This is a genomic window from Comamonas sp. Y33R10-2 (assembly GCF_019355935.1).
In the GTDB taxonomy this organism is placed as follows: domain Bacteria; phylum Pseudomonadota; class Gammaproteobacteria; order Burkholderiales; family Burkholderiaceae_C; genus Comamonas.
Window position 1 is genome coordinate 1180130 of record NZ_CP079925.1, and the last position, 18852, is coordinate 1198981.

Here is an 18852-nt window from a genome sequence, read left to right on the forward strand (position 1 = left end):
GTCACAAACCGGTCATGCGGTGTATCAAAGGGAAGTACCAACGGTAGGGCAGCAATCGCAGCAGTTGCAACCATCCTGTAAAGCGGCGTGGGAAATGCATTTCAAAGACGCCTCTTTGCCAGCCTTTGATCATGGCATCGGCCGCTTGCTCCGGCGTCAGCAGTGCAGGCATACGGAAGTCATTTTGTGCGGTCAGCGGGGTGTCGACAAAACCGGGGTTGACCACACTCACGGCCACCCCCTGAGGGCGTAGATCCAGAAACAAAGTCTCCGCCAAGTTGATCAGTGCCGCTTTGGTTGGCCCATAAGCCAAGCTCTGTGGCAGCCCACGCAAGCCGGCAACGCTAGAGATCAAACTAAGGTGCGGTGTATAGCCTTGATTTCCTTCGCAGCCTTGGCGCGCGGCGCGAAGCATGTCCGGCACAACGGCGGATACCACGTGCAAGGCACCGGTGAAATTGACTTGCTGGTGGCGCAGCAACTCATTCAAGTCGATGTTGTCTGCGCGCATGGGTTTGTAGTAACCCGCGCAGTAGCAAACCATATCGAGTGGAGCTTCAGCTTGCAGTTGCTTAGCTGCATGGGCCACCGCCTCACGGTCCGTCACATCCAGTGCAAGCGCTTGGCAGCCAACGTGCTGCACTGCAAATTCATGTAGCGCCTCTTGGTTTCTTGCAGAAACAATGACCTGTGCGCCTCGCGCATAAAGTGCTTTGGCCAGTGCCAGTCCAATGCCCGTAGAGGCGCCAATGAGCCAAACGCGCTTGCCTTGCCAGTCGGTGACGGGAGGGTTGAGAGGCATCCGTATTTCCTTTACATCTTCTGAAAGGACAGCAAAACCTCGCCCAAGCGAATGCCAAATTTGCTCATCGTGGCGCGGTTGAGCAGAACTTGCTCATCGATCAAAAACATCCAGTCATCAAACTGCACTTCATACGTGCTGCCGTCTACAGGCAAGCGCAAGGTGTAGTTCCAGCGGAAGGCATTGCCAGATGTTTGCCCTGTGGCTTCACCCACCACATCATCTGCACGCCCGGTATAGCGACCATCGGCATGTTTAGTCAGGCGCCACACGCGGCGCTCTTTGCTGCCGTCGGCATAGCTGAAATGTTCATCGAGCACACCTTGATTTCCCTCCCAGTGGCAGTCCATGACCACGGTGAAGCGCCGCGCTACCTCGCCATTGCGCTTTTGGAAAATGCCGTGCGCCATCACGCGTCCGTTGAAATAACGATCGAGCTCTAGCACTGGCTTTTCTTTGGCGTAGTCTGTGACTTGAGGACCAGCACACCCGACTAGAGCGGCAGTACCCGCAAGCGCGGCCAACAAACAAGTGCGACGTAAGGTCATGATGCGTTCCTCCAGTTAAATCTCGACTCGCGCTCTGGGCGAATGAGCAGCACATACAAAAGACAAGCTGCTATGAGCTTGAGCGTGCAAGGTACCAATGCGTAAGCCCATGCCAGATGCTGAAGCGCTTGCTCATCGTGGCTGCCGGGGGCATAGCCCAGCCATTGCAGCAGGGGCAAGGCTGCACCGGCGGCGAGGGCAAGATTGAGTTTGGTAGCAAGGTTCCACCAGCCTAGGTAGGCACCGTCATGACTGCCTTGTGCGCCTTGCTGCTCAATCAATTTAGCCAGCAGCGCACCAGGGATTGCCAAATCTGCGCCCAGAGCGATGCCCGTCAAGGCGCAAATCAGTGCAAAGGCTTGAATCTGGCCTGAGCCCAAGCTCGCAGTCCACGCAAAGCAGAGCACGGCCAAAAGCATGCCAAACAGCCAGCTCCACACTAGGCCGAAACGCCGTATCGATCGCAGCCACAGCGGCATGGATGCAGCTGCGCATATGAAGTACAGCACCAAGAAAACGGCGGTGGCTTGTTCACTCGCTCTTAAGCGGTCTTGTGCGAAAAACAGCATCAATGCAGCGGGGATAGCGCTGGCAATGCCATTGCATACAAACACAGCCAATAGCCGCCGAAATGCGGGTTGCACTAATGGCTGCCACAAAGAAGCGCTCTCAGATCGCTGCGGTACGCTCAACTTCAGAGGCTGTGGCGCGCGCCACCAAAAGCTCCAGCCCAGCAGCAAAGCACAACCGAACACCGCCAGCATGGCATAAGCGCCCCAGACCACCGATAAAGCAGATGCGGCAATCACACCGGCGAGACCCAGCCCTTCACGCCAAGCCACTATGCGGCTGCGCAACAACTCATCGCCCCCTAAACGCACCCCCCATGCTTGGTGTGCAATCACCAAAAAACTGTGTGCAATGCATGTCAGTAGCAAACCTGCTACCAGCCATACAGCCAATGCCGTTTGATTAGTCATTGCAGGAAAAAAAAGCCCTGCCATGCCAGACCACTGCAGCAGCGCAGCCCCTGCGCCCACCCACAGCACGGCGCGTGCACTGCATGCAAACAAAGCGTCGCTGGCACGGCCAAGCCAAGGATCAACAATGGCATCCATCAACCGCACCACCATCATCAAAGCGCCCACAGTGGCAAGCGACAAGCCAAAGCTGCGGGCGTAATAGTTGGGTAGCACGACATACAAGGGCAGAGCCGCGAACGCGAGTGGAAAGCCAAGCAAGCCATACGCCAAGCCGCCGCGCCAAGGTAGCCCATTGGGCTGTGCATCGGGTACATTCAAATGCGATTGCGACTGCAAAGGCGTATTCATGGCGTACTTGGCTTTAAGCCCGCCAGCAAGGCACTGCGCAGACTTGGCTCTGAAGTTTTAGGTGACAGCCAAATGCCAAAAAAGTGGCGTGCCAGCTCAGGGTCTTCGACCAGGCCTAGCGCTTGCTCCCCGTGCCACAAACGCATACCTTGGCCCGGCAAATACACGCCAGTCAATTTGTCGCCGGCTTTCACATCGGGCAGCCATTGCGCCAACTGTGCAGTCCAGCGCTGAGCTAGATCAGGGCTTAGCGCACGCTGATGCTCAATTTCTTGGACAGACCGCTCTGCAATCGCTTTGCCCGTAAACGTTCGGTGATAGGTCAGCTCAAGCACCACGGGGTAATTGCCAAAGGTATTGGCATCAAACTCATGCCCCACCCACAGTCGTGCATCGTAAATACGCAGGCCTAAAAAACGCATTTTCCCATGCCCCGCCAAACGAGGCGGCTGCGCAAACTGCTGCACCACAGCGGAAGGCGTGGCTGCCGTTGTGGAGGCAAACCCGCTGCTTGAGGCGACTAAGCCTAAGCACGTCAGGCTCAGTTGCAATAGGGAAGATTTCAGAAATGAAATTCGACTTTTATGCATATACAACATGCCTCTATAGATCTGGATTCACATCGATGGTTTGAACAGAAAACGCAATGAGCGTTAAGCTGATCAGCCGCTGAATGACCTGATTAATCCTTCACCAGTGTGTACTGCACGAGGTCGATGTTGCCTGCGTTGAAAGCGGCCTCGCAGTACGCGAGATAAAACTCCCACGTATGCAAAAAGCGTGAATCAAAACCTTGCAGCAGCATTTGCCCGCGTTGTTGCACAAAGCTGTGATGCCATCGTCGAAGTGTCTCTGCGTAGTCTGGGCCAAATGCAAACTCTTCTTGGACACGTAGTCCTGCACGCTCAGCCTCTTCGCGGATGCGCGCTGGGCTCGGCAAGCAACCACCCGGAAAGATGTATTGCTGAATAAAGTCCGTGCCCTGCACATAGCGCTCAAACAATTGGTCATCAATCACAATGGCTTGAATGCAGGCTTTGCCACCGGGTTTGAGTAAGCGATGGACATGGCTGAAATAGGTGGGCCAATAGGCTTGACCTACGGCTTCAATCATCTCGATGGAGCAGATGGCATCAAAAGGAGCATCTTGGATGTCGCGGTAGTCTTGCAGGCGCAAATCCACGCAGTGCTGAACACGGGCATCAGACATGCGTTGCTGGCCATAAGTCAGTTGCTCGGTTGACAGCGTGACGCCGACCACATTGGCTTGGTACTCTTTGGCTGCCAACTCAGCCAGCGCTCCCCAGCCGCAACCAATTTCTAAGACACGATCACCTGGCTGCACGTTTGCACTGTGCAGGGCGCGGCGAACTTTGGCGTATTGCGCTTGTGTCAATTCGCCTTCCAAGTTGCCCTCAAACCAAGCGGAGGAATAGTTCATGCTGGGGTCTAGCCACAGCTGGTAGAAGTTATTGCCCAAGTCGTAGTGGGTATGGATGTTTTTGCGGCTGTTGGCCTTAGTATTGCGGCGCAGCAGGTGGCGAATGCGATAGGCCAAGCGCCCCCACCAGGAGCCATATATCAAGTCTTCCAGAGCTTCTCGATTGGCCAGCAGTAAACGAAATAAATCGGCCAAATGCGGGGTCGTCCAATCTTCTTGGATATAGCTTTCGGCCAGCCCGATATCGCCAGAACGCATCACTGCATTGAATACATTCCAGTTTTTGAGTCGCACTGAGGCCGTCAAGCCATCACCTGAGCCGTAGCGCAACTGGCGCCCATCCGGCAACTCCAGCAGCAAGCAGCCATGACGTATGCCTTGCAGCAAGCGTAAGCCAGTGCGCGCCACAGAAGGTGCATCCGTGGGTAAGGACATGGTGGTTGGGGTGGGGGCAGTGGGGTGCATGGTGATCAATGGGTCGTAGAGCTGCGGGTAACAGATTGCTCGGGCGGCTGCTGTTTGCGGTGAAATGGCACGCGCTTGAGCCATAACCGCAATGCCTGCCAATGAATGCGGGCAATGACAGCGAAGGTCATGAGGGGATATTTCCAAAGCGCTTGCCGGCGCGTGCTGGCGGTTAGTGGCTGCAAGCGTGTGGTGACACCCGTGAGCAGTAGCGGCCCTTGGGCATCGGCATAGTCCACACGCGCAGTAATTTGACCGAGGCCATGCGCTTCAGAGCGCTTAAATTCAAAGCGGTATGAGCCTTCGACTTCGCAAAACGGTGACACATGAAACGCCTTGCTAGCTTGCAGCCCGCGTCCGTACTGCGGGTGATCGAGCACATAGGTATGGCGCTCACCAAAGGTGTTGTTCACCTCGGCCACGATGGCGCGCAAACTGCCATCGTTGCGGTGGCAATACCAAAAGCTCACGGGTTTAAAGCTGTAACCCCACACACGGGGAAAGCATTGCAGCCAGATCTGGCCATCGGCATCGGTGATGCCTTGAGATAGCAACACCTCTTGCAGCCAGGCCAGCGCGCCACCTTGCTCGGGACTGCGTCCATCGCCATGGTCAGCATCCCAAAAACTTAGAAAGCCAGCGCGGTTTAGCGCCAAAACCCCGGCAGATTGTGGGTGAAGTTGCAGTGTGCGCATGGGCAGCATCACGTTGAACGTGTGGTACACAAAGCGGTGCATGCGGGGGCGCAGGCGTGTGTGGTGTACATGGCCAAAACCAATCAGCGGGCCAACGCTTTGAACTGTGCCTGCCAGGGATTGTGTCTGCATGTGCGAGGGAGTACTCATACAGTCTCCTGCTCAGGCAGTTTTGCGCTCAGCAAAGCTTGTGCTGCGGCGTACCCTGATTTCAAACCATCTTCGTGAAAGCCGTAACCCGTCCAGGCTCCGCAAAACCATGTCCGTTGCTGCCCTTGTAAAGAGGTGACCTGACGCTGCGCGCGCACAGCTGCCGTATTAAAGACGGGGTGCGCATAGTCAATCGTGGCGATCACCTTGGATGCATCTAGGTCGCGCACAGGATTTAAAGAGACAAAAACAGGCTGTGCAAAAGGCAGCGGCTGAAGCTGATTCATCCAGTAGTGCAAGCACACATGAGAGGATTCACGGGCTGTGGAGGTCGCCCGTTCATAGTTCCACGCGGCCCATGCGGCTTTGCGCTGCGGCATCACCGAAGCATCGGTATGCAGCACGGCCATATTGGGTTGGTAATGAATATCCGCCAATACGGCTTGCTCTTGTGCGGATGGTTGTGCCAGCAAACGCAATGCTTGGTCGCTGTGCACAGCCAAAATTACGGCATCAAAACGCTCGCAGCCTTGGGCACTGTAGATGTTGGCTCCATATTCATCGCGCTCAATCCGTTGCACGAGGGTGTTCAAGCGCGCATCTGCCAGTGTCTTAACGATTCGGTGTACGTATTGGCGTGCACCACCAGCGACTGTCCACCATTGGGGGCGATTACTCACCTGAATGAGGCCATGGTTGTGGCAAAAGCGAATCATCGTGGCAACCGGAAAGCGCAGCATCTGATCTGTAGGGCAGCTCCAGATGCAGCCCAACATGGGTAAAAAGTACCAATCGCGAAAGCTTCTGCTAAAGGCGTGTTGTTGCAAGAAGTCCGCCAGAGGCTGGGTCAACGTCTGTTCTTCATTGGCTTGCGCAATCTGCGTGCATAGTTGATTGAAACGCAGAACTTCACGCAACATGCCCCAGAACTTGGGGCGCAATAGATTGCTTTTCTGTGCAAAGACGGTAGCTAAATTAGCGCCATTCCACTCCAGTGTGCGGCCCAACAGGCTGGCATCTGGCACTTGCGCAGAAAAAGACATGTCAGTGCGCGTCGTGGGAACGTCCAGCTCGTCAAAAAGCGCGATCAATTTCGGGTAGGTGCGTTCGTTAAAGACCAAAAATCCGGTGTCCACGCCGTGTGTCACTTCCTGGCCTTGCGCATCAGGCAAGGTGACATCTAGGGTGTTGGTATGCCCGCCAAAGTAGGGTCCAGCTTCAAACAGAGTCACTTGGCAATGAGTATTCAAGCGATAGGCTGCTGCCAAGCCGGAGATGCCGGAGCCAATTACAGCGACTTTCATGGGTAACCTTGTTTTTTGCGTGTGGTGTTGCAGCGAAAATAATCTGAACAGATGCCTAATGTAGTAGACAAAAATACTTTTGTCTAAGACAATTTTAAAATATCACCATCATCCGATGTCAACGGTTTGATGGGCGCGCCTTTTTGATTCAATACGCAACATGACTTCTACACAACACACAGGATCACAAGACGCATTGCCCATCACGGCTGTTGAACGTGAGACTGGAATCGCCAAAGACACTCTTAGAGTATGGGAGAAGCGCTATGGTTTTCCTAAGCCGCTGCGTGATGCTGCCGATGACCGTCGTTATCCCCCTGATCAAGTTCAGCGCTTGAAGCGTATTCGCCGCCTGCTTGATGCGGGTCATCGGCCAGGGAAAGTCGTGCACTTGGATGATGTAGAACTGAATAATCTCTTAGACAAGACTCAAGATTTGTCTAAGACAAAAATAGTAATATCGGCTGCATCTACAGAACTGGAAAATCTAGAATTCCTGCTACAGCGCATTGATGCTCACCAAGCCGCAGAACTGCGCGATCAGCTGCAGCACATGCTGATGCGAAAAGGAGTGACTGCTTTTGTGCACGATGTTGCGGCCCCTTTAACAACAGCCGTTGGTGAAGCTTGGGCGCAAGGGCGATTTGAAGTCTTTGGAGAGCACCTATATACCGAGGTGATGACCAATGTTTTGCGTAGTAATTTGGAGACGCTGCGTCACACGGGGTTGCAAAAAATGCCCAAGGTGCTGCTCACCACTGTGCCGCAAGAGTTACATGGCTTGGGACTGCTGATGGTCGAATCTTTGCTCACACTGGAAGGTTGTACCTGCATTTCATTAGGCACCCAAACCCCGCTGGGCGATATCGTGCAAGCAGCCGCAGCCTATGAAGTAGATGTGGTGGCACTGAGCTTTAGTAATGTGCATAGTGCGGCTGCGGTACAAAACTGCCTGCGTGATTTACGCAAAGCCCTGCCTCGGGAGAGAGCTATATGGGTTGGAGGCTCTTGCATCAGTCTTTATCAAAAACCGTTAGAAGGTATGACTGCATTGCAAGATCTGGAGGGCTTACCCGCCTTGGTTGAGAGCTGGCGTATGACTCACCAAGTGCGGGACTAAATGGCGTTGTCGCATAAATGCAGTTTAGGTAGTCTCGACGCATGAGCTGAAGCCTCCTCGAATCTTCGCGCCACTCAAAACGGAGGTGCTCGGCTGCTATATCTTTGAATCGTTGCAGGAAGTGCGCTCGATGAGCGAGGACTGGCTGCATCGCTATAACCACCATCGTCCATTTGAATCGCTAGGCCGGATTTCGCCGGTCGCGTAGCTTGTCAAGCGTTTCCCTAACCTCTACTTTTAGGTGGCGCAGGAAAACGATGAGGCTTTAAAACTTAAATAGTAAAATTTTCATTCTATATTTCCACATTTATTGAAATATCGTATATTTACGCCATGGATGAATCACAAGTCGTCAACTCCCTTGCAGCACTCGCCCATCCACTGCGCCTGCGCATCTTCCGTGCGCTTGTGGTCGCAGGCCAAGACGGACTGACGCCTGGCGTTATGGCCGAGGCACTGGACACCGCCAACACCACGCTGTCGTTTCATCTCAAGGAGCTGACGCATTCGGGGCTGGTGACGCAAGAGCGTGCGAGCCGCAATCTGGTCTACCGCGCTTCCTTCGGCCGCATGAACAGTCTTCTGGCCTACATGACTCAGAACTGCTGCGCTGGTGCCACATGCGAAGTGGCTGATGTGACCTGCAAGTCCTGCTGAATCCACCGCCTTCCCCACAACGTACGTTACCTGTCATGACCTCCGAGAAGCCTCTGAACGTCCTGTTCCTTTGCACACACAACTCCGCCCGAAGCATCCTGGCTGAAGCGCTGTTGAACCATCTCGGAGGTGGGCGCTTCAAAGCGTTTTCCGCAGGGAGTAGTCCTCGCGAGAACCAGCAGCCCAACCCACTGGCGATAGCCGCCTTGGAGCAAATTGGAGTCTCCACTGAGATTCTGCGCAGCAAGAGCTGGGATGAGTTTGATGCACCGGACGTACCACACATGGACCTCGTCATTACTGTGTGTGACAACGCTGCCGGCGAAGCTTGCCCATACTGGCCAGGGCACCCGGCTACGGCCCATTGGGGATATGCCGACCCTTCCGAGGTCGAAGGTTCAAACGAAGATCGAGAAGCCGCGTTTCGTCAGACCTTGCTTGCCATCCGCCAGCGCCTGGAGCTTTTCATCAATCTGCCGCCCTTAGCCATCGGCAAGCTGAAATTGCAGCAGTCAGCCCGCGACCTATCCAATAGTTGATGCCCCATGCGGGCACCCATCCGCATCCACCAAAAATGAAGAACAGCGCATGCTTGCGGCCATCCTGATTTTTGTTTGCACCCTAGTTCTAGTTATCTGGCAACCGCGAGGGCTGGGCATCGGCTGGGGCGCGTCGATCGGCGCCCTCGTGGCCCTTGCTCTAGGCGTTGTGCACTGGTCGGACATCGCTGTCGTATGGGGCATTGTGTGGAACGCGACTGCGACTTTTGTTGCGGTCATCGTCATCAGCTTGCTGCTTGATGAGGCAGGGTTCTTTGAGTGGTCCGCACTGCACGTGGCCCGCTGGGGTGGCGGGAGTGGCAAGCGACTCTTTGCTTTCATCGTGCTGCTTGGCGCCGCTGTTTCTGCTGTCTTCGCGAACGATGGGGCTGCACTCATCCTGACACCCATCGTGATGGCCATGCTGGTGGCGCTGGGCTTCTCGCCAGCAAGCACGCTGGCCTTCGTGATGGCGGCGGGCTTCATTGCTGACACCGCCAGTTTGCCACTGGCTGTGTCCAACCTGGTCAACATAGTTTCTGCCGACTTCTTCCACATTGGATTCAACGAGTACGCATCGGTCATGGTTCCCGTGAACCTCGCCGCCGTGGGCGCCAGTCTCAGTGTGCTGTACCTGTACTTTCGCAAGGACTTGCCGCAAACGTATGCATTGGAACGGCTGAAAGAGCCGAGCTCCGCGATTAGGGACATCGCCACCTTTCGTGCAGGGTGGGCTGTGTTGGCGTTGCTGCTAGTGGGGTTCTTCTGTCTGGATCCATTGGGCGTACCAGTCAGTGCGGTGGCGGCGGTCTGCGCAGCACTTCTGTTGGCAGTTGCGGCACGGGGCCGAACTATCTGCACCATCCAGGTCTTGAAGGGTGCACCCTGGCAAATCGTGGTGTTCTCGCTGGGGATGTATCTCGTGGTCTATGGCCTACGCAATGCAGGTTTGACCAGTGCTTTGGCTCGAGCGTTCGATGTTTTTGCGGAGTGTGGAGTGTGGGGCGCTGCGATGGGAACTGGGTTTCTAACTGCAGGCCTGTCCTCAGTGATGAACAACATGCCCACCGTTCTGGTCGGCGCTCTGTCCATTGAACAGTCCGGCGCTACGGGTCTGGTTAAGGAGGCCATGGTCTACGCCAATGTGATTGGCTGTGACCTTGGCCCCAAGATTACGCCCGTCGGCAGCCTAGCGACGCTGCTTTGGCTTCACGTTCTGTCTAGCAAGGGAACGAAGATTTCCTGGGGCTACTACTTCCGTGTCGGGTTCGTCCTAGCGATTCCGGTACTTACCGTCACCCTCGCTGCTCTCGCGCTACGCCTGAGCGTTGGCTGATTCTGAAATGCATATGACCGATACCTCTGACCTGCCAAACCTCGACCCCGTTCAATTTCTGCCGCTCGACCTAGCGCGACTTGCGCCGTCTGCGCGGGCATCACATCCCCCGCGCATCCTGCTGCTCTACGGCTCGGTGCGCGAACGCTCGTACAGCCGTTTGTTGGCTGAAGAGGCAGCTCGGCTGTTGCAGGCTATGGGTGCCGAAACACGGCTCTTTGACCCACGTGAATTGCCGCTGCCGGATGGAGCGCCAGACGACCACCCCAAGGTGCAAGAACTGCGTGAGTTGGCGCTTTGGAGCGAGGGCATGGTGTGGTGCTCTCCTGAGCGCCACGGGGCGTTGTCCGGCATCCTGAAGTCACAAATTGACTGGATTCCTCTCACAGCGGGGGCGGTACGGCCAACTCAGGGCAAGACGCTGGCGGTGATGCAGGTCTGTGGCGGGTCGCAGTCATTCAACGCCGTGAACCAAATGCGCGTGCTGGGACGCTGGATGCGAATGTTGACTATCCCGAACCAGTCATCGGTTGCCAAGGCATTTGCCGAGTTTGATGAAGCGGGTCGGATGAAGCCTTCCGCGTACTACGAGCGTGTGGTCGACGTGATGGAGGAACTGGTGAAGTTCACCTGGCTCACGCGGGATGCAACGCCATATTTGACAGACCGCTACAGCGAGAGGCGGGAGTCTGCCGAAGCACTATCGAAGCGGGTGAACTTGCGGAGCATCTAAGCGGCCCAAATGTCCGGTTTCGGCCAATGAAATGAACTACAGCTACTAGTCGACTTCTGCTGTCGCAGTTCTCCCCAAATCTGACTAACTGCAGGACGACTGGAACACTGCGATGTTTTATCTGTAGAGAATCAATAAGCTCAAGTCAGGTGTATTTGAGCCACTAATCCCTATGCTGTATCAACTAACTAAACGACGACTGTCACGGCTGAGGTTCTGCGATTCTCTGCTGTTCAGCTTGATACTCAAGAATCTTGGGAAGACTGCTCACCACCCAGTCTGCAAGACTTCTGACTTTCTCGGCGGCTTCGAGTCCCAGAGGAGTGAGGCTGTATTCCACATGCGGAGGCATGACATCGAACACTTTGCGGTTCACCAAACCATCTGCTTCAAGCCATTGCAATGTCTGGGCCAACATGCGCTCACTGACCCCACCGATGGCGCGGCGCAACTCGCTAAAGCGGTGGACACGGGTTTCAAGTACGAGCAGGATCAGCACGCCCCATCGACTGGTGACATGCTGGAGCACCTCTCGGCCGGCACAAGCTCCGTCCATGAGTTCCCCGCGGCGCATGGCGTTGAGCAACGTCGCTTCGTTTTCGAGGTTGGGTAAAGCTGGAGAAGGGGTACTTACGTTCATGTGCGTACTTACAAAAAATAAGCATTAATCGTACAGTGTCTCCATCTCTTTATTCATCCTCAAATCACTATGAAAATTGCAGTCACTGGCGCTACTGGTCAACTTGGACGCTTGGTCATTGAAGGCTTGCGCGCCAAAGTATCTGCCACCAACATCGTTGCCTTGGTTCGTACACCATCCAAGGCGGTGGACCTTGGCGTTGAAGTGCGAGAGGCTGACTACGCCCGCCCGGAAACCTTGAGCCAAGCGCTGATTGGCATCGATACGCTTTTGCTTATTTCTTCCAGCGAAGTCGGCCAACGCGTAAGCCAACATCGCAACGTGATTGAGGCAGACAAGACGGCGGGCGTTAAGCATGTGGTCTACACCAGCCTGCTCCATGCGGACCACTCACCGCTAGGTCTGGCCCCAGAGCATCTGGAAACGGAGAATCTGCTGAAAGCCAGCGGCCTGAGCTACACCATCTTGCGCAATGGTTGGTACACCGAAAATTACACGATGTCCGTAGGCGCAGCCTTGGCAATGGGCACCCTTATTGGCAGCGCCGGGGAAGGCAAGATCGCTTCGGCATCACGTGCGGACTTCGCCGATGCAGCGGTCACCGTGCTCACCACGCAGGGGCATGAAGGCAAGACCTATGAGCTTGCAGGAGATAGTGCCTACACTCTGGCCGAGCTCGCTGCCGAAATCTCGCGTCAGACCGGCAAGGAGATCCCCTATACGGATCTGGCACCCGCAAACTATTCAGCGGCGCTTCGTAAGGCTGGAGTTCCGGCTCCTTGGCCTGATGCTTTGCCCGCCATTGATGTGCTGGTGTCCAAAGGCGCATTGTTCGACGATGGGCGCGCACTGTCCAAACTGATTGGCCGACCTACTACGCCTTTGGCCGCTTGTGTTTCGCATGCAATTCCACCTGCGGTGTGAGAAGAACAAATAGATAAACGCTTTATCAACTCCATCGGATTTCATCAATGACGATGAAATAACGAGTTTTTGCTATTCCTTTGAAAGCAGATAGGCTCGGCTGATTCAGTTGAAATGGAATAGCGAAAAAAGGCAGCAGGTAGACGTTGTATAGACAAACAAGACTATGGTCACCACAAAGTCGTAAGCCTGATATTGGCCGAAAGCATGAGTACAAGATAAACTAACAACAGAGCTTTTTGAACTCTCCGCGAACTATCGGAAAGGTGGTCTCTAAAGTTGAATGTGCAGAAAGCCCATGCTTTCGTTGATTACTTGAGCGTGACTGCTGCGTTCAAAAGGCTTAATGTCCTATTACAGAGGCTGAGTGGGCGGGCACTGCGATGCTCCATCGCTCTGACAAGTCAACTTAGCAGGAGTAAAGACATGCCCTACATAGATGGTTTCGTTATTGCTGTCCCCACTGCCAACAGAGAGAAATTCATCGAGCACGCGCGCAAACTCGACCCTATATTTATCGAGCTGGGTGCAATCCGCGTTATTGAGGCTTGGGGTGATGATGTTCCCGTCGGAAAAGTTACCGACTTTCGCCGTTCCGTTCAGGCCACGTCAGATGAGACGGTAGCTTTCTCCTGGGTAGAGTGGCCGGACAAGGCCACGCGCGACGCCGCTATGAAAAAGATGATGGAAGATCCACGTATGGATCCGTCCTCACCCGACAACCCGCCCATGCCTTTCGATGGAAAACGCATGATCTTTGGCGGCTTTGAGCAGGTCGTCGAAGTCAATGCTTGAGTTTTCCTCTGAGTCCAACAGCAACTACTGCGGCTGCTTTCAGCGGCAGCTGACGTCTAAGCTAGGTATCGTTTGCTCAGACCGCTGCTCTTAAATGAAGAACTGAGCGATACAACTAACTAGGCCGAGGGCCCAAAGAACTGACCTAAAGCTTGCGAAATCTATAAGGTACATCCAGATGTAGCCAATACGCATGACGATAAATGACGCTGCGAGAGCATTGACCACGTACTGATTTGCATTGTGATGCTGAGCCACCAAAACTCCAGCTATGAAGAGAGGCAATGCCTCGAAACTGTTGAGTTGTGCTGCGTGAGCACGAGCTTGCCAACCCTGAAGATTTGCGAGCCACAATCTTGGATTATTGTTATCAAAACCGCCATCGCTATGGGGTTTGCCAAAGCTCTTTGACTTGGCGATACCCGCGCAGACTATTGGAAGCAAACAGGCAATTAGGATGCAAATTTCTGCGAGTGTCATAGGGCATGTAATGAGTGAGCGTGGCTAAAAAATGTGTAGAAGTTCAGACTTGATCTGACAGTGGGCCTTGCTAACAGGTGAGGGTTCCCGTTTTGATAAGAGTACGAATCTTTATCAATCCTGGCGTGCAAGCGCCCAACGGAGAAACCTCATGAACAGTTTCAACCAAACCATCATCCAGCACAAGGTCGGCTTGCTCAAGCTTGCCAGCGAGTTGGGCAATATCTCCAAAGCCTGCAAAGTCATGGGCGTCTCTCGTGACACCTTCAACTGCTGAAGCGGCTGTCATCGCCTATGCCCTTGAGCAGCCCCCCCATGGGTAATTGCGCACCAGCAACGAGGGGCGCAGGCGAGGCATATTCGTATCGCCCTCTGGCGTGCGCTCCATCTGGATGCGTCATCAACTGGCCAGCTTTAAGCAACGGCTATCCAACCTAGAAGCTGAGGTGGTCAAGACCAGATGCGTTCTCACGGAGGCCCAGGTGACAGCATTGGAGTGAAAGCGTGACGATGACTTGGCCTGCGGAGAAATCGAAACGGCGCATCCTGGCTGCCTAGGTAGCCAATACCCAAGACACCTTCTACGTGGACCCGATCAAGGGAGTGGGCCGCATCTACCAGCAGGCCTTGGTGGATAACTATTCCAAATGGGATGCCCCAAGCTTTACACCACCAAGATGCTGTTCACCGGTGCTGACTTGCTCAATGATCGGGTGCTGCCATTCTTTGTCGAGGAAGGCATGGGCATGTTGCGAATCTTGACGGACTGAGGCACAGAGTTGCGGAATTGTAGGTGGATTTGGATGACTGGATCGACTACAACGGCCAGCGCGCACATCAGGGCAAGATGTGCTGAAGCAGGACACCGATGCAAATATTGCTTGATGCAAAAGAGGAATGGGGCGAGAAAGTAAAAGTGCTGAATTAATCTGACAACCGCCCCCGTCGAAACGGGAGCAACTGTCAGATCAGATCGGAACTTTTACAAATCAAGTCTTGGTAAGGCGCTCCTTAGCCAGTTTTGTGCCCGCAGCTAGCGCTTCCAGCTTGCGCCACGCCACATCCCTGCTCATCGGCGCGAGGCCGCAATTGGTGCATGGAAAGAGTCGCTCCTTGGGTACGAACTCCAGCGCTCGGCCAATGGTGTCAGCCACTTCCTCGGGGGTCTCGACGACATCGCTGGCAACATCGATCACGCCGACCAAAACGTCCTTGCCGGCCAGCAGTTTCATCAGGTTGGGTGGCACATGGGAGTGGATGCATTCCAAGCTCACTTGATCAATGCTGCTGAGTGCAAGTGCGGGAAATACTGTCTCGTACTGGCGCCATTCTTCTCCGAGAGAGCTCTTCCAGTCGGTATTCGCCTTGATGCCGTAACCGTAGCAGATGTGGACTGCCGTCGTACAGCTCAAGCCCTGCACTGCGCGCTCCAGTGCCTTCACACCCCAGTCGGCGGCATCCTTCATGTAAACATTAAAGGCAGGCTCGTCGAACTGGATGATGTCTACGCCTTCGGCTTGCAGGGCTAGTGCTTCTTGGTTCAGCAGTTCTGCGAAGGCAAAAGCCATTTTGACTTTGTCTCCGTAAAAGCGATCCGCAACGGTGTCCACTATGGTCATGGGGCCAGGTAGAGTGAACTTCAGCTTTTTCTTCGTGTGTGCGCGGGCCAGCTGTGCTTCGAAGGCATGTACGCGGCCCTTCAGGCGCAGGGTTGATGTCACCTGCGGCACCATCGCGTCATAGCGGTTATCACGGATGCCCATCTTCACCTTGTTGTCGAAGTCGATGCCCTCGACCTGCTCCAACAAACCATGCACGAAATGTTGGCGCGATTGTTCGCCATCACACACGATGTCTAAGCCTGCATCCTCCTGGGCCTTTATCCACAGCAGTGTCGCGTCTGCTTTTGCCTGGCGAAGCGCATCGCCTTCAGCTTTCCATTGAGGCCAGAGCTTGTCGGTTTCAGCCAGCCAAGCGGGTTTGGGCAAGCTGCCTGCGATGGAGGTTTCAAACATCAGAGAATTCCTTAAAAAATGGGGTGTGACGATGAGGATCAATAAAGCTGCTGGTGCCTGTTCAGATCTCTCAGATCGAGAACTCGGTCGCCCACTGTTGAAGCACATGCTTGTAGGGCTTGATAAAGCGCTCTTGCGTGAACTTGCCTTGCTTAACAGCCAACTGGCTGCGCTCTTCACGGTCATAGACAATCTGCGTCAGCGAATAGTCTTGGTGCTTCAAGCTTGGTTGATAGAACTTTCCAGCTGCAGAGTTGGCGTTGTAAATTTCGGGCCGGTAGATCTTCTGAAAGGTTTCCATCGTGGCGATCGTGCCAATCAACTCCAGATTGGTGTAGTCGTTTAACAAGTCACCATGGAAATAGAAAGCGAAGGGGGCGACGCTGTTTGGCGGCATGAAAAAGCGCACCTTCATCCCCATCTTGGCGAAGTATTGATCCGTCGATGACAGCTCGCTTTGTTGGTATTCGATCCCCAACACGGGATGCTGGTTGCCTGTTTGCCGGTAGGTCTTGCTGGTTGATGCACTGATGCAGATGACAGGCTGCTTGTGAAAGCGCTGTTTGTAGACGTTCGAGTTGACAAACTCTTGGAACAGCTTGCCATGTAAGTCGCCAAAATTCTCCGGCGTTTTGAATTCCGCCCTATTGAGGTTGTACTCAGGAAGCAGAACGCTGAAGTCGTAATCGCGCACATAGGAAGAAAAGCTGTTGCCTGCAATGCCGTCAAAACATTTGTTCGTTGCTTTGTCGAGAATGCGTGGTTTCAAAATCTCGATCAATGGAAAGCTTGAATCAGCGCTTTTGGCATTTAAATACATCTCGACTGAGATGATCTCCAGCTCGACCGTGTAGCGATCTCCTGCAGGATTGTCCCAATGGGCCAAGTCATTAAAGCGCTTGTCAATCATCCTCAGCGTGTGGCGCAGGTTTTGCTGCCTGCTTGCACCCCTTGCCAGGTTGGCAAAATTGGTGGTTAAGCGTGTGCAGTCCGAAGGGTGGTAGTTTTCATCGAAGCAAATGCTCTTGAGCTCAAAGCTGAGTTCGGTAGTCATGGCGATCCAGTGATTTGATTTTTTAAAATAAGGAAGATGCTTGTTTCAGGCTGCGAGCCATTCTTCGGTGTGCAAGGGCGCGGTGCGCTGCGTCAATTGCAGTATTGGGAGAGCCCTTTGAACCGCCAAGTTAGCCCGCTCTATCAAGGCCTCGCTTTGCAGCTGGTAGCCCGAAAAATCTTTGTCGGTGGCATAGATGCCCAGCGGCAAGGTACGAGCCTGAAAGAAGCTAAACAGTGGTCGCAACTGGTGGTCAATGACCAGCACATGACGTTCGCTGCCACCTGTCGCAGCCAGCAAGATCGGCTTGTCGATCAGGGCATCTTGTTCAATGAAGTCGAAGAAGTGCTTGAACAGCCCGGTGTAAGAGCCGCGAAAAACTGGGGTGACCACGATCAGCACATCTGCTTGCTCAACCGCTGCCAGTTGCTGCACCACCGCGCCGGGCAGTTGTGAGCGCCAGACCGCACCAGCGAATTGAGTTGCGATTTGCCCTATTTCGATCAGGTGTGGCTGACATGGGATTTCGCTGGCAATCAACTCCAGCAGATGCTCGGCCAGCGCTGCTGATTTGGAAGGGCGCTGCAGCCCGCCGGAAACGGCGACTACGCGCAGTGGTCGTGTTGTTTTGATAGTACTCATGGAATGGCTTGTCCCTCTCAAAGAAACTAGGGTGAATACTAGGTACTCCGGACCATGAAGTAAAATGGTTAAATCTCACATAACCATGAGTTAAATTCATCAATGCTAGAGCGCATCCATCTCGCCATCATTCAAGAGGTTGAAAAACAAGGCTCTTTGACGGCCGCCGCCGATGTGCTGTGCGTCACCCAGTCGGCGCTCAGTCACAGCATGAAAAAGCTAGAAGGCCAACTGGGCACCGACATCTGGCTGCGCGAAGGCCGCAGCCTGCGCCTGACTCAGGCTGGGCAATATCTGCTGGCGGTGGCCAACCGTGTATTGCCGCAACTGGATTTGGCCCAAGAGCGACTTAAGCAGTTTGCGCAGGGGGAGCGCGGCACGCTGCGCATTGGCATGGAGTGCCACCCTTGCTACCAGTGGTTGCTGAAAATCGTTTCACCGTATCTGGCGGCTTGGCCTGATGTGGATGTGGATGTGAAGCAAAAATTCCAGTTCGGCGGCATTGGTGCGCTGTATGGCTATGAGATTGATTTACTGGTCACGCCCGACCCGTTATTCAAGCCAGGTCTGGACTTCGAGCCTGTTTTTGACTACGAGCAGGTGCTGGTCGTCAGCAGTGATCACGCGCTTGCTGGCCACAAGCATGTGAATCCCAAGGATTTAATGAGCGAGGTGCTGATTACCTACCCCGTGGCAGTGGACAGACTCGATGTCTACACCCAGTTTTTGCTGCCCGCAGGTATTTCGCCGCGCCGCCATAAAACTATAGAGACCACGGACATCATGATGCAGATGGTGGCCAGCGGCCGCGGTGTGGCCGCACTGCCGCGCTGGCTGGCTCTGGCATATGCCGAAAAGATGGCGGTGACATCTGTGAAGCTGGGCACCAAAGGAATTGCCAAACAAATCTATCTAGGCGCTCGCGAGTCTGAATTGCACACGGACTACTTGCAGGCGTTTATTGCATTGGCCAGGGGCTCAGTCGCAATTTGATTGCGATCTTCGATCAATTTTCAACAGACCCTAGCCCTCTAAGAGAGGCCAACACTATTGAGGCTGCACAGGCAGCTCATCCAGCCCTGACATTGCTTGCTCATGCATGCAAAGACCTTTGCGGGCTGGATTTTCTACTTTGGAGCGGCGAGAAGATTTGAGGAAACCTCAACGCCCTCAATGCCCTC

The 18852-nt window shown here is 54.3% G+C and carries 21 protein-coding genes and 1 pseudogene; 10 read left to right on the plus strand and 12 right to left on the minus strand.

Annotation, left to right across the window (positions count from 1 at the left end; genetic code table 11):
* Position 1 precedes the first annotated feature (1 nt).
* The 7 genes from KUF54_RS05320 to KUF54_RS05350 all read right to left on the minus strand — a co-directional run bounded on the left by KUF54_RS05320 (position 2) and on the right by KUF54_RS05350 (position 6736).
* Complete coding sequence (locus KUF54_RS05320; RefSeq protein WP_219345621.1) at positions 2 to 802, minus strand: SDR family oxidoreductase; 801 nt, start codon at positions 800 to 802, stop codon at positions 2 to 4.
* A gap of 11 nt (positions 803 to 813) precedes the next feature.
* Positions 814 to 1350, minus strand: coding sequence for a DUF3833 domain-containing protein (locus KUF54_RS05325; RefSeq protein WP_219345622.1), 537 nt, complete (start codon positions 1348 to 1350; stop codon positions 814 to 816).
* On the minus strand, positions 1347 to 2681 hold the full coding sequence (locus KUF54_RS05330; RefSeq protein WP_219345623.1) for an MFS transporter: 1335 nt from the start codon (positions 2679 to 2681) through the stop codon (positions 1347 to 1349). Before KUF54_RS05330 ends, KUF54_RS05325 begins: the two co-directional genes overlap by 4 nt.
* Positions 2678 to 3232 (minus strand): chalcone isomerase family protein, encoded by a 555-nt coding sequence (locus KUF54_RS05335; RefSeq protein WP_255576315.1) that lies wholly within the window; start codon positions 3230 to 3232, stop codon positions 2678 to 2680. The genes KUF54_RS05330 and KUF54_RS05335 overlap by 4 nt, the downstream gene beginning before the upstream one ends.
* A gap of 131 nt (positions 3233 to 3363) precedes the next feature.
* Positions 3364 to 4587 carry a cyclopropane-fatty-acyl-phospholipid synthase family protein gene (locus tag KUF54_RS05340; RefSeq protein WP_219345625.1) on the minus strand — a complete coding sequence of 408 codons (1224 nt, stop codon included), beginning with the start codon at positions 4585 to 4587 and terminating at the stop codon, positions 3364 to 3366.
* A 5-nt stretch (positions 4588 to 4592) separates the two neighbouring features.
* On the minus strand, positions 4593 to 5432 hold the full coding sequence (locus tag KUF54_RS05345) for a DUF1365 domain-containing protein (protein ID WP_255576317.1): 840 nt from the start codon (positions 5430 to 5432) through the stop codon (positions 4593 to 4595).
* A complete protein-coding gene (locus KUF54_RS05350; protein WP_219345626.1) occupies positions 5429 to 6736 on the minus strand; it encodes an NAD(P)/FAD-dependent oxidoreductase in 1308 nt (435 codons plus the stop codon). Before KUF54_RS05350 ends, KUF54_RS05345 begins: the two co-directional genes overlap by 4 nt.
* 160 nt (positions 6737 to 6896) lie before the next feature.
* Here KUF54_RS05350 and KUF54_RS05355 point away from each other — a divergent pair, with 160 nt between their 5' ends.
* The 6 genes from KUF54_RS05355 to arsH all read left to right on the plus strand — a co-directional run bounded on the left by KUF54_RS05355 (position 6897) and on the right by arsH (position 11121).
* The gene (locus tag KUF54_RS05355; protein WP_219345627.1) at positions 6897 to 7856 is read left to right on the plus strand and encodes a MerR family transcriptional regulator; all 960 of its coding nucleotides are present in this window, start codon (positions 6897 to 6899) and stop codon (positions 7854 to 7856) included.
* Positions 7857 to 7917: 61 nt separating this feature from the next.
* Entirely contained in the window at positions 7918 to 8064 is a 147-nt protein-coding gene (locus KUF54_RS17525) for an integrase core domain-containing protein (protein WP_370627602.1), read from the plus strand.
* Between the two features lie 125 nt (positions 8065 to 8189).
* Complete coding sequence (locus KUF54_RS05365) at positions 8190 to 8513, plus strand: helix-turn-helix transcriptional regulator (RefSeq protein WP_219345629.1); 324 nt, start codon at positions 8190 to 8192, stop codon at positions 8511 to 8513.
* Positions 8514 to 8548: 35 nt separating this feature from the next.
* Positions 8549 to 9052 (plus strand): arsenate reductase ArsC, encoded by a 504-nt coding sequence (locus tag KUF54_RS05370; protein WP_219345630.1) that lies wholly within the window; start codon positions 8549 to 8551, stop codon positions 9050 to 9052.
* 49 nt (positions 9053 to 9101) lie between these two features.
* On the plus strand, positions 9102 to 10388 hold the full coding sequence (locus tag KUF54_RS05375; protein ID WP_219345631.1) for an arsenic transporter: 1287 nt from the start codon (positions 9102 to 9104) through the stop codon (positions 10386 to 10388).
* Positions 10389 to 10401: 13 nt separating this feature from the next.
* Positions 10402 to 11121, plus strand: coding sequence for an arsenical resistance protein ArsH (gene arsH, locus KUF54_RS05380; RefSeq protein ID WP_219345632.1), 720 nt, complete (start codon positions 10402 to 10404; stop codon positions 11119 to 11121).
* A gap of 202 nt (positions 11122 to 11323) precedes the next feature.
* On the opposite strand, the gene KUF54_RS05385 is transcribed toward arsH, so the two are convergent.
* The gene (locus KUF54_RS05385; protein ID WP_219345633.1) at positions 11324 to 11761 is read right to left on the minus strand and encodes a helix-turn-helix domain-containing protein; all 438 of its coding nucleotides are present in this window, start codon (positions 11759 to 11761) and stop codon (positions 11324 to 11326) included.
* Between the two features lie 69 nt (positions 11762 to 11830).
* Here KUF54_RS05385 and KUF54_RS05390 point away from each other — a divergent pair, with 69 nt between their 5' ends.
* Together KUF54_RS05390 and KUF54_RS05395 are read left to right on the plus strand one after the other, a co-directional pair.
* Positions 11831 to 12685: an SDR family oxidoreductase gene (locus KUF54_RS05390; RefSeq protein WP_219345634.1), complete on the plus strand. Its 855-nt coding sequence runs from the start codon at positions 11831 to 11833 to the stop codon at positions 12683 to 12685.
* A gap of 426 nt (positions 12686 to 13111) precedes the next feature.
* Entirely contained in the window at positions 13112 to 13480 is a 369-nt protein-coding gene (locus KUF54_RS05395; protein WP_219345635.1) for a DUF1428 domain-containing protein, read from the plus strand.
* Between the two features lie 90 nt (positions 13481 to 13570).
* On the opposite strand, the gene KUF54_RS05400 is transcribed toward KUF54_RS05395, so the two are convergent.
* Complete coding sequence (locus tag KUF54_RS05400) at positions 13571 to 13960, minus strand: MAPEG family protein (RefSeq protein ID WP_219345636.1); 390 nt, start codon at positions 13958 to 13960, stop codon at positions 13571 to 13573.
* Positions 13961 to 14111: 151 nt separating this feature from the next.
* Here KUF54_RS05400 and KUF54_RS05405 point away from each other — a divergent pair.
* Positions 14112 to 14813: pseudogene (locus KUF54_RS05405) on the plus strand (hypothetical protein); the annotation flags it as partial.
* A gap of 136 nt (positions 14814 to 14949) precedes the next feature.
* Here KUF54_RS05405 and KUF54_RS05410 read toward each other — a convergent pair.
* The 3 genes from KUF54_RS05410 to msuE form a co-directional block, all read right to left on the minus strand.
* Positions 14950 to 15975: a methionine synthase gene (locus tag KUF54_RS05410; RefSeq protein WP_219345637.1), complete on the minus strand. Its 1026-nt coding sequence runs from the start codon at positions 15973 to 15975 to the stop codon at positions 14950 to 14952.
* Positions 15976 to 16045: 70 nt separating this feature from the next.
* Positions 16046 to 17029: a DUF1852 domain-containing protein gene (locus tag KUF54_RS05415; protein ID WP_219345638.1), complete on the minus strand. Its 984-nt coding sequence runs from the start codon at positions 17027 to 17029 to the stop codon at positions 16046 to 16048.
* A gap of 45 nt (positions 17030 to 17074) precedes the next feature.
* Entirely contained in the window at positions 17075 to 17671 is a 597-nt protein-coding gene (gene msuE / locus KUF54_RS05420) for an FMN reductase (protein WP_219345639.1), read from the minus strand.
* Between the two features lie 102 nt (positions 17672 to 17773).
* On the opposite strand from msuE, the gene KUF54_RS05425 reads away from it, so the two are divergent.
* Positions 17774 to 18664: a LysR family transcriptional regulator gene (locus tag KUF54_RS05425; protein ID WP_219345640.1), complete on the plus strand. Its 891-nt coding sequence runs from the start codon at positions 17774 to 17776 to the stop codon at positions 18662 to 18664.
* Positions 18665 to 18852: the final 188 nt, after the last annotated feature.

Excerpts from the sequence above, each read along its gene's own strand:
- KUF54_RS05425 (WP_219345640.1), top strand. The coding sequence starts at position 17,774 with ATGCTAGAGCGCATCCATCTCGCCATCATTCAAGAGGTTGAAAAACAA.
- KUF54_RS05350 (WP_219345626.1), bottom strand. The coding sequence starts at position 6,736 with ATGAAAGTCGCTGTAATTGGCTCCGGCATCTCCGGCTTGGCAGCAGCC.
- arsH (WP_219345632.1), top strand. The coding sequence starts at position 10,402 with ATGACCGATACCTCTGACCTGCCAAACCTCGACCCCGTTCAATTTCTG.
- KUF54_RS05320 (WP_219345621.1), bottom strand. The coding sequence starts at position 802 with ATGCCTCTCAACCCTCCCGTCACCGACTGGCAAGGCAAGCGCGTTTGG.
- KUF54_RS05375 (WP_219345631.1), top strand. The coding sequence starts at position 9,102 with ATGCTTGCGGCCATCCTGATTTTTGTTTGCACCCTAGTTCTAGTTATC.
- KUF54_RS05355 (WP_219345627.1), top strand. The coding sequence starts at position 6,897 with ATGACTTCTACACAACACACAGGATCACAAGACGCATTGCCCATCACG.
- KUF54_RS05345 (WP_255576317.1), bottom strand. The coding sequence starts at position 5,432 with ATGAGTACTCCCTCGCACATGCAGACACAATCCCTGGCAGGCACAGTT.
- KUF54_RS05395 (WP_219345635.1), top strand. The coding sequence starts at position 13,112 with ATGCCCTACATAGATGGTTTCGTTATTGCTGTCCCCACTGCCAACAGA.
- msuE (WP_219345639.1), bottom strand. The coding sequence starts at position 17,671 with ATGAGTACTATCAAAACAACACGACCACTGCGCGTAGTCGCCGTTTCC.
- KUF54_RS05365 (WP_219345629.1), top strand. The coding sequence starts at position 8,190 with ATGGATGAATCACAAGTCGTCAACTCCCTTGCAGCACTCGCCCATCCA.
- KUF54_RS05415 (WP_219345638.1), bottom strand. The coding sequence starts at position 17,029 with ATGACTACCGAACTCAGCTTTGAGCTCAAGAGCATTTGCTTCGATGAA.
- KUF54_RS05325 (WP_219345622.1), bottom strand. The coding sequence starts at position 1,350 with ATGACCTTACGTCGCACTTGTTTGTTGGCCGCGCTTGCGGGTACTGCC.
- KUF54_RS05385 (WP_219345633.1), bottom strand. The coding sequence starts at position 11,761 with ATGAACGTAAGTACCCCTTCTCCAGCTTTACCCAACCTCGAAAACGAA.
- KUF54_RS05390 (WP_219345634.1), top strand. The coding sequence starts at position 11,831 with ATGAAAATTGCAGTCACTGGCGCTACTGGTCAACTTGGACGCTTGGTC.
- KUF54_RS05400 (WP_219345636.1), bottom strand. The coding sequence starts at position 13,960 with ATGACACTCGCAGAAATTTGCATCCTAATTGCCTGTTTGCTTCCAATA.
- KUF54_RS05410 (WP_219345637.1), bottom strand. The coding sequence starts at position 15,975 with ATGTTTGAAACCTCCATCGCAGGCAGCTTGCCCAAACCCGCTTGGCTG.
- KUF54_RS05340 (WP_219345625.1), bottom strand. The coding sequence starts at position 4,587 with ATGCACCCCACTGCCCCCACCCCAACCACCATGTCCTTACCCACGGAT.
- KUF54_RS05370 (WP_219345630.1), top strand. The coding sequence starts at position 8,549 with ATGACCTCCGAGAAGCCTCTGAACGTCCTGTTCCTTTGCACACACAAC.
- KUF54_RS05330 (WP_219345623.1), bottom strand. The coding sequence starts at position 2,681 with ATGAATACGCCTTTGCAGTCGCAATCGCATTTGAATGTACCCGATGCA.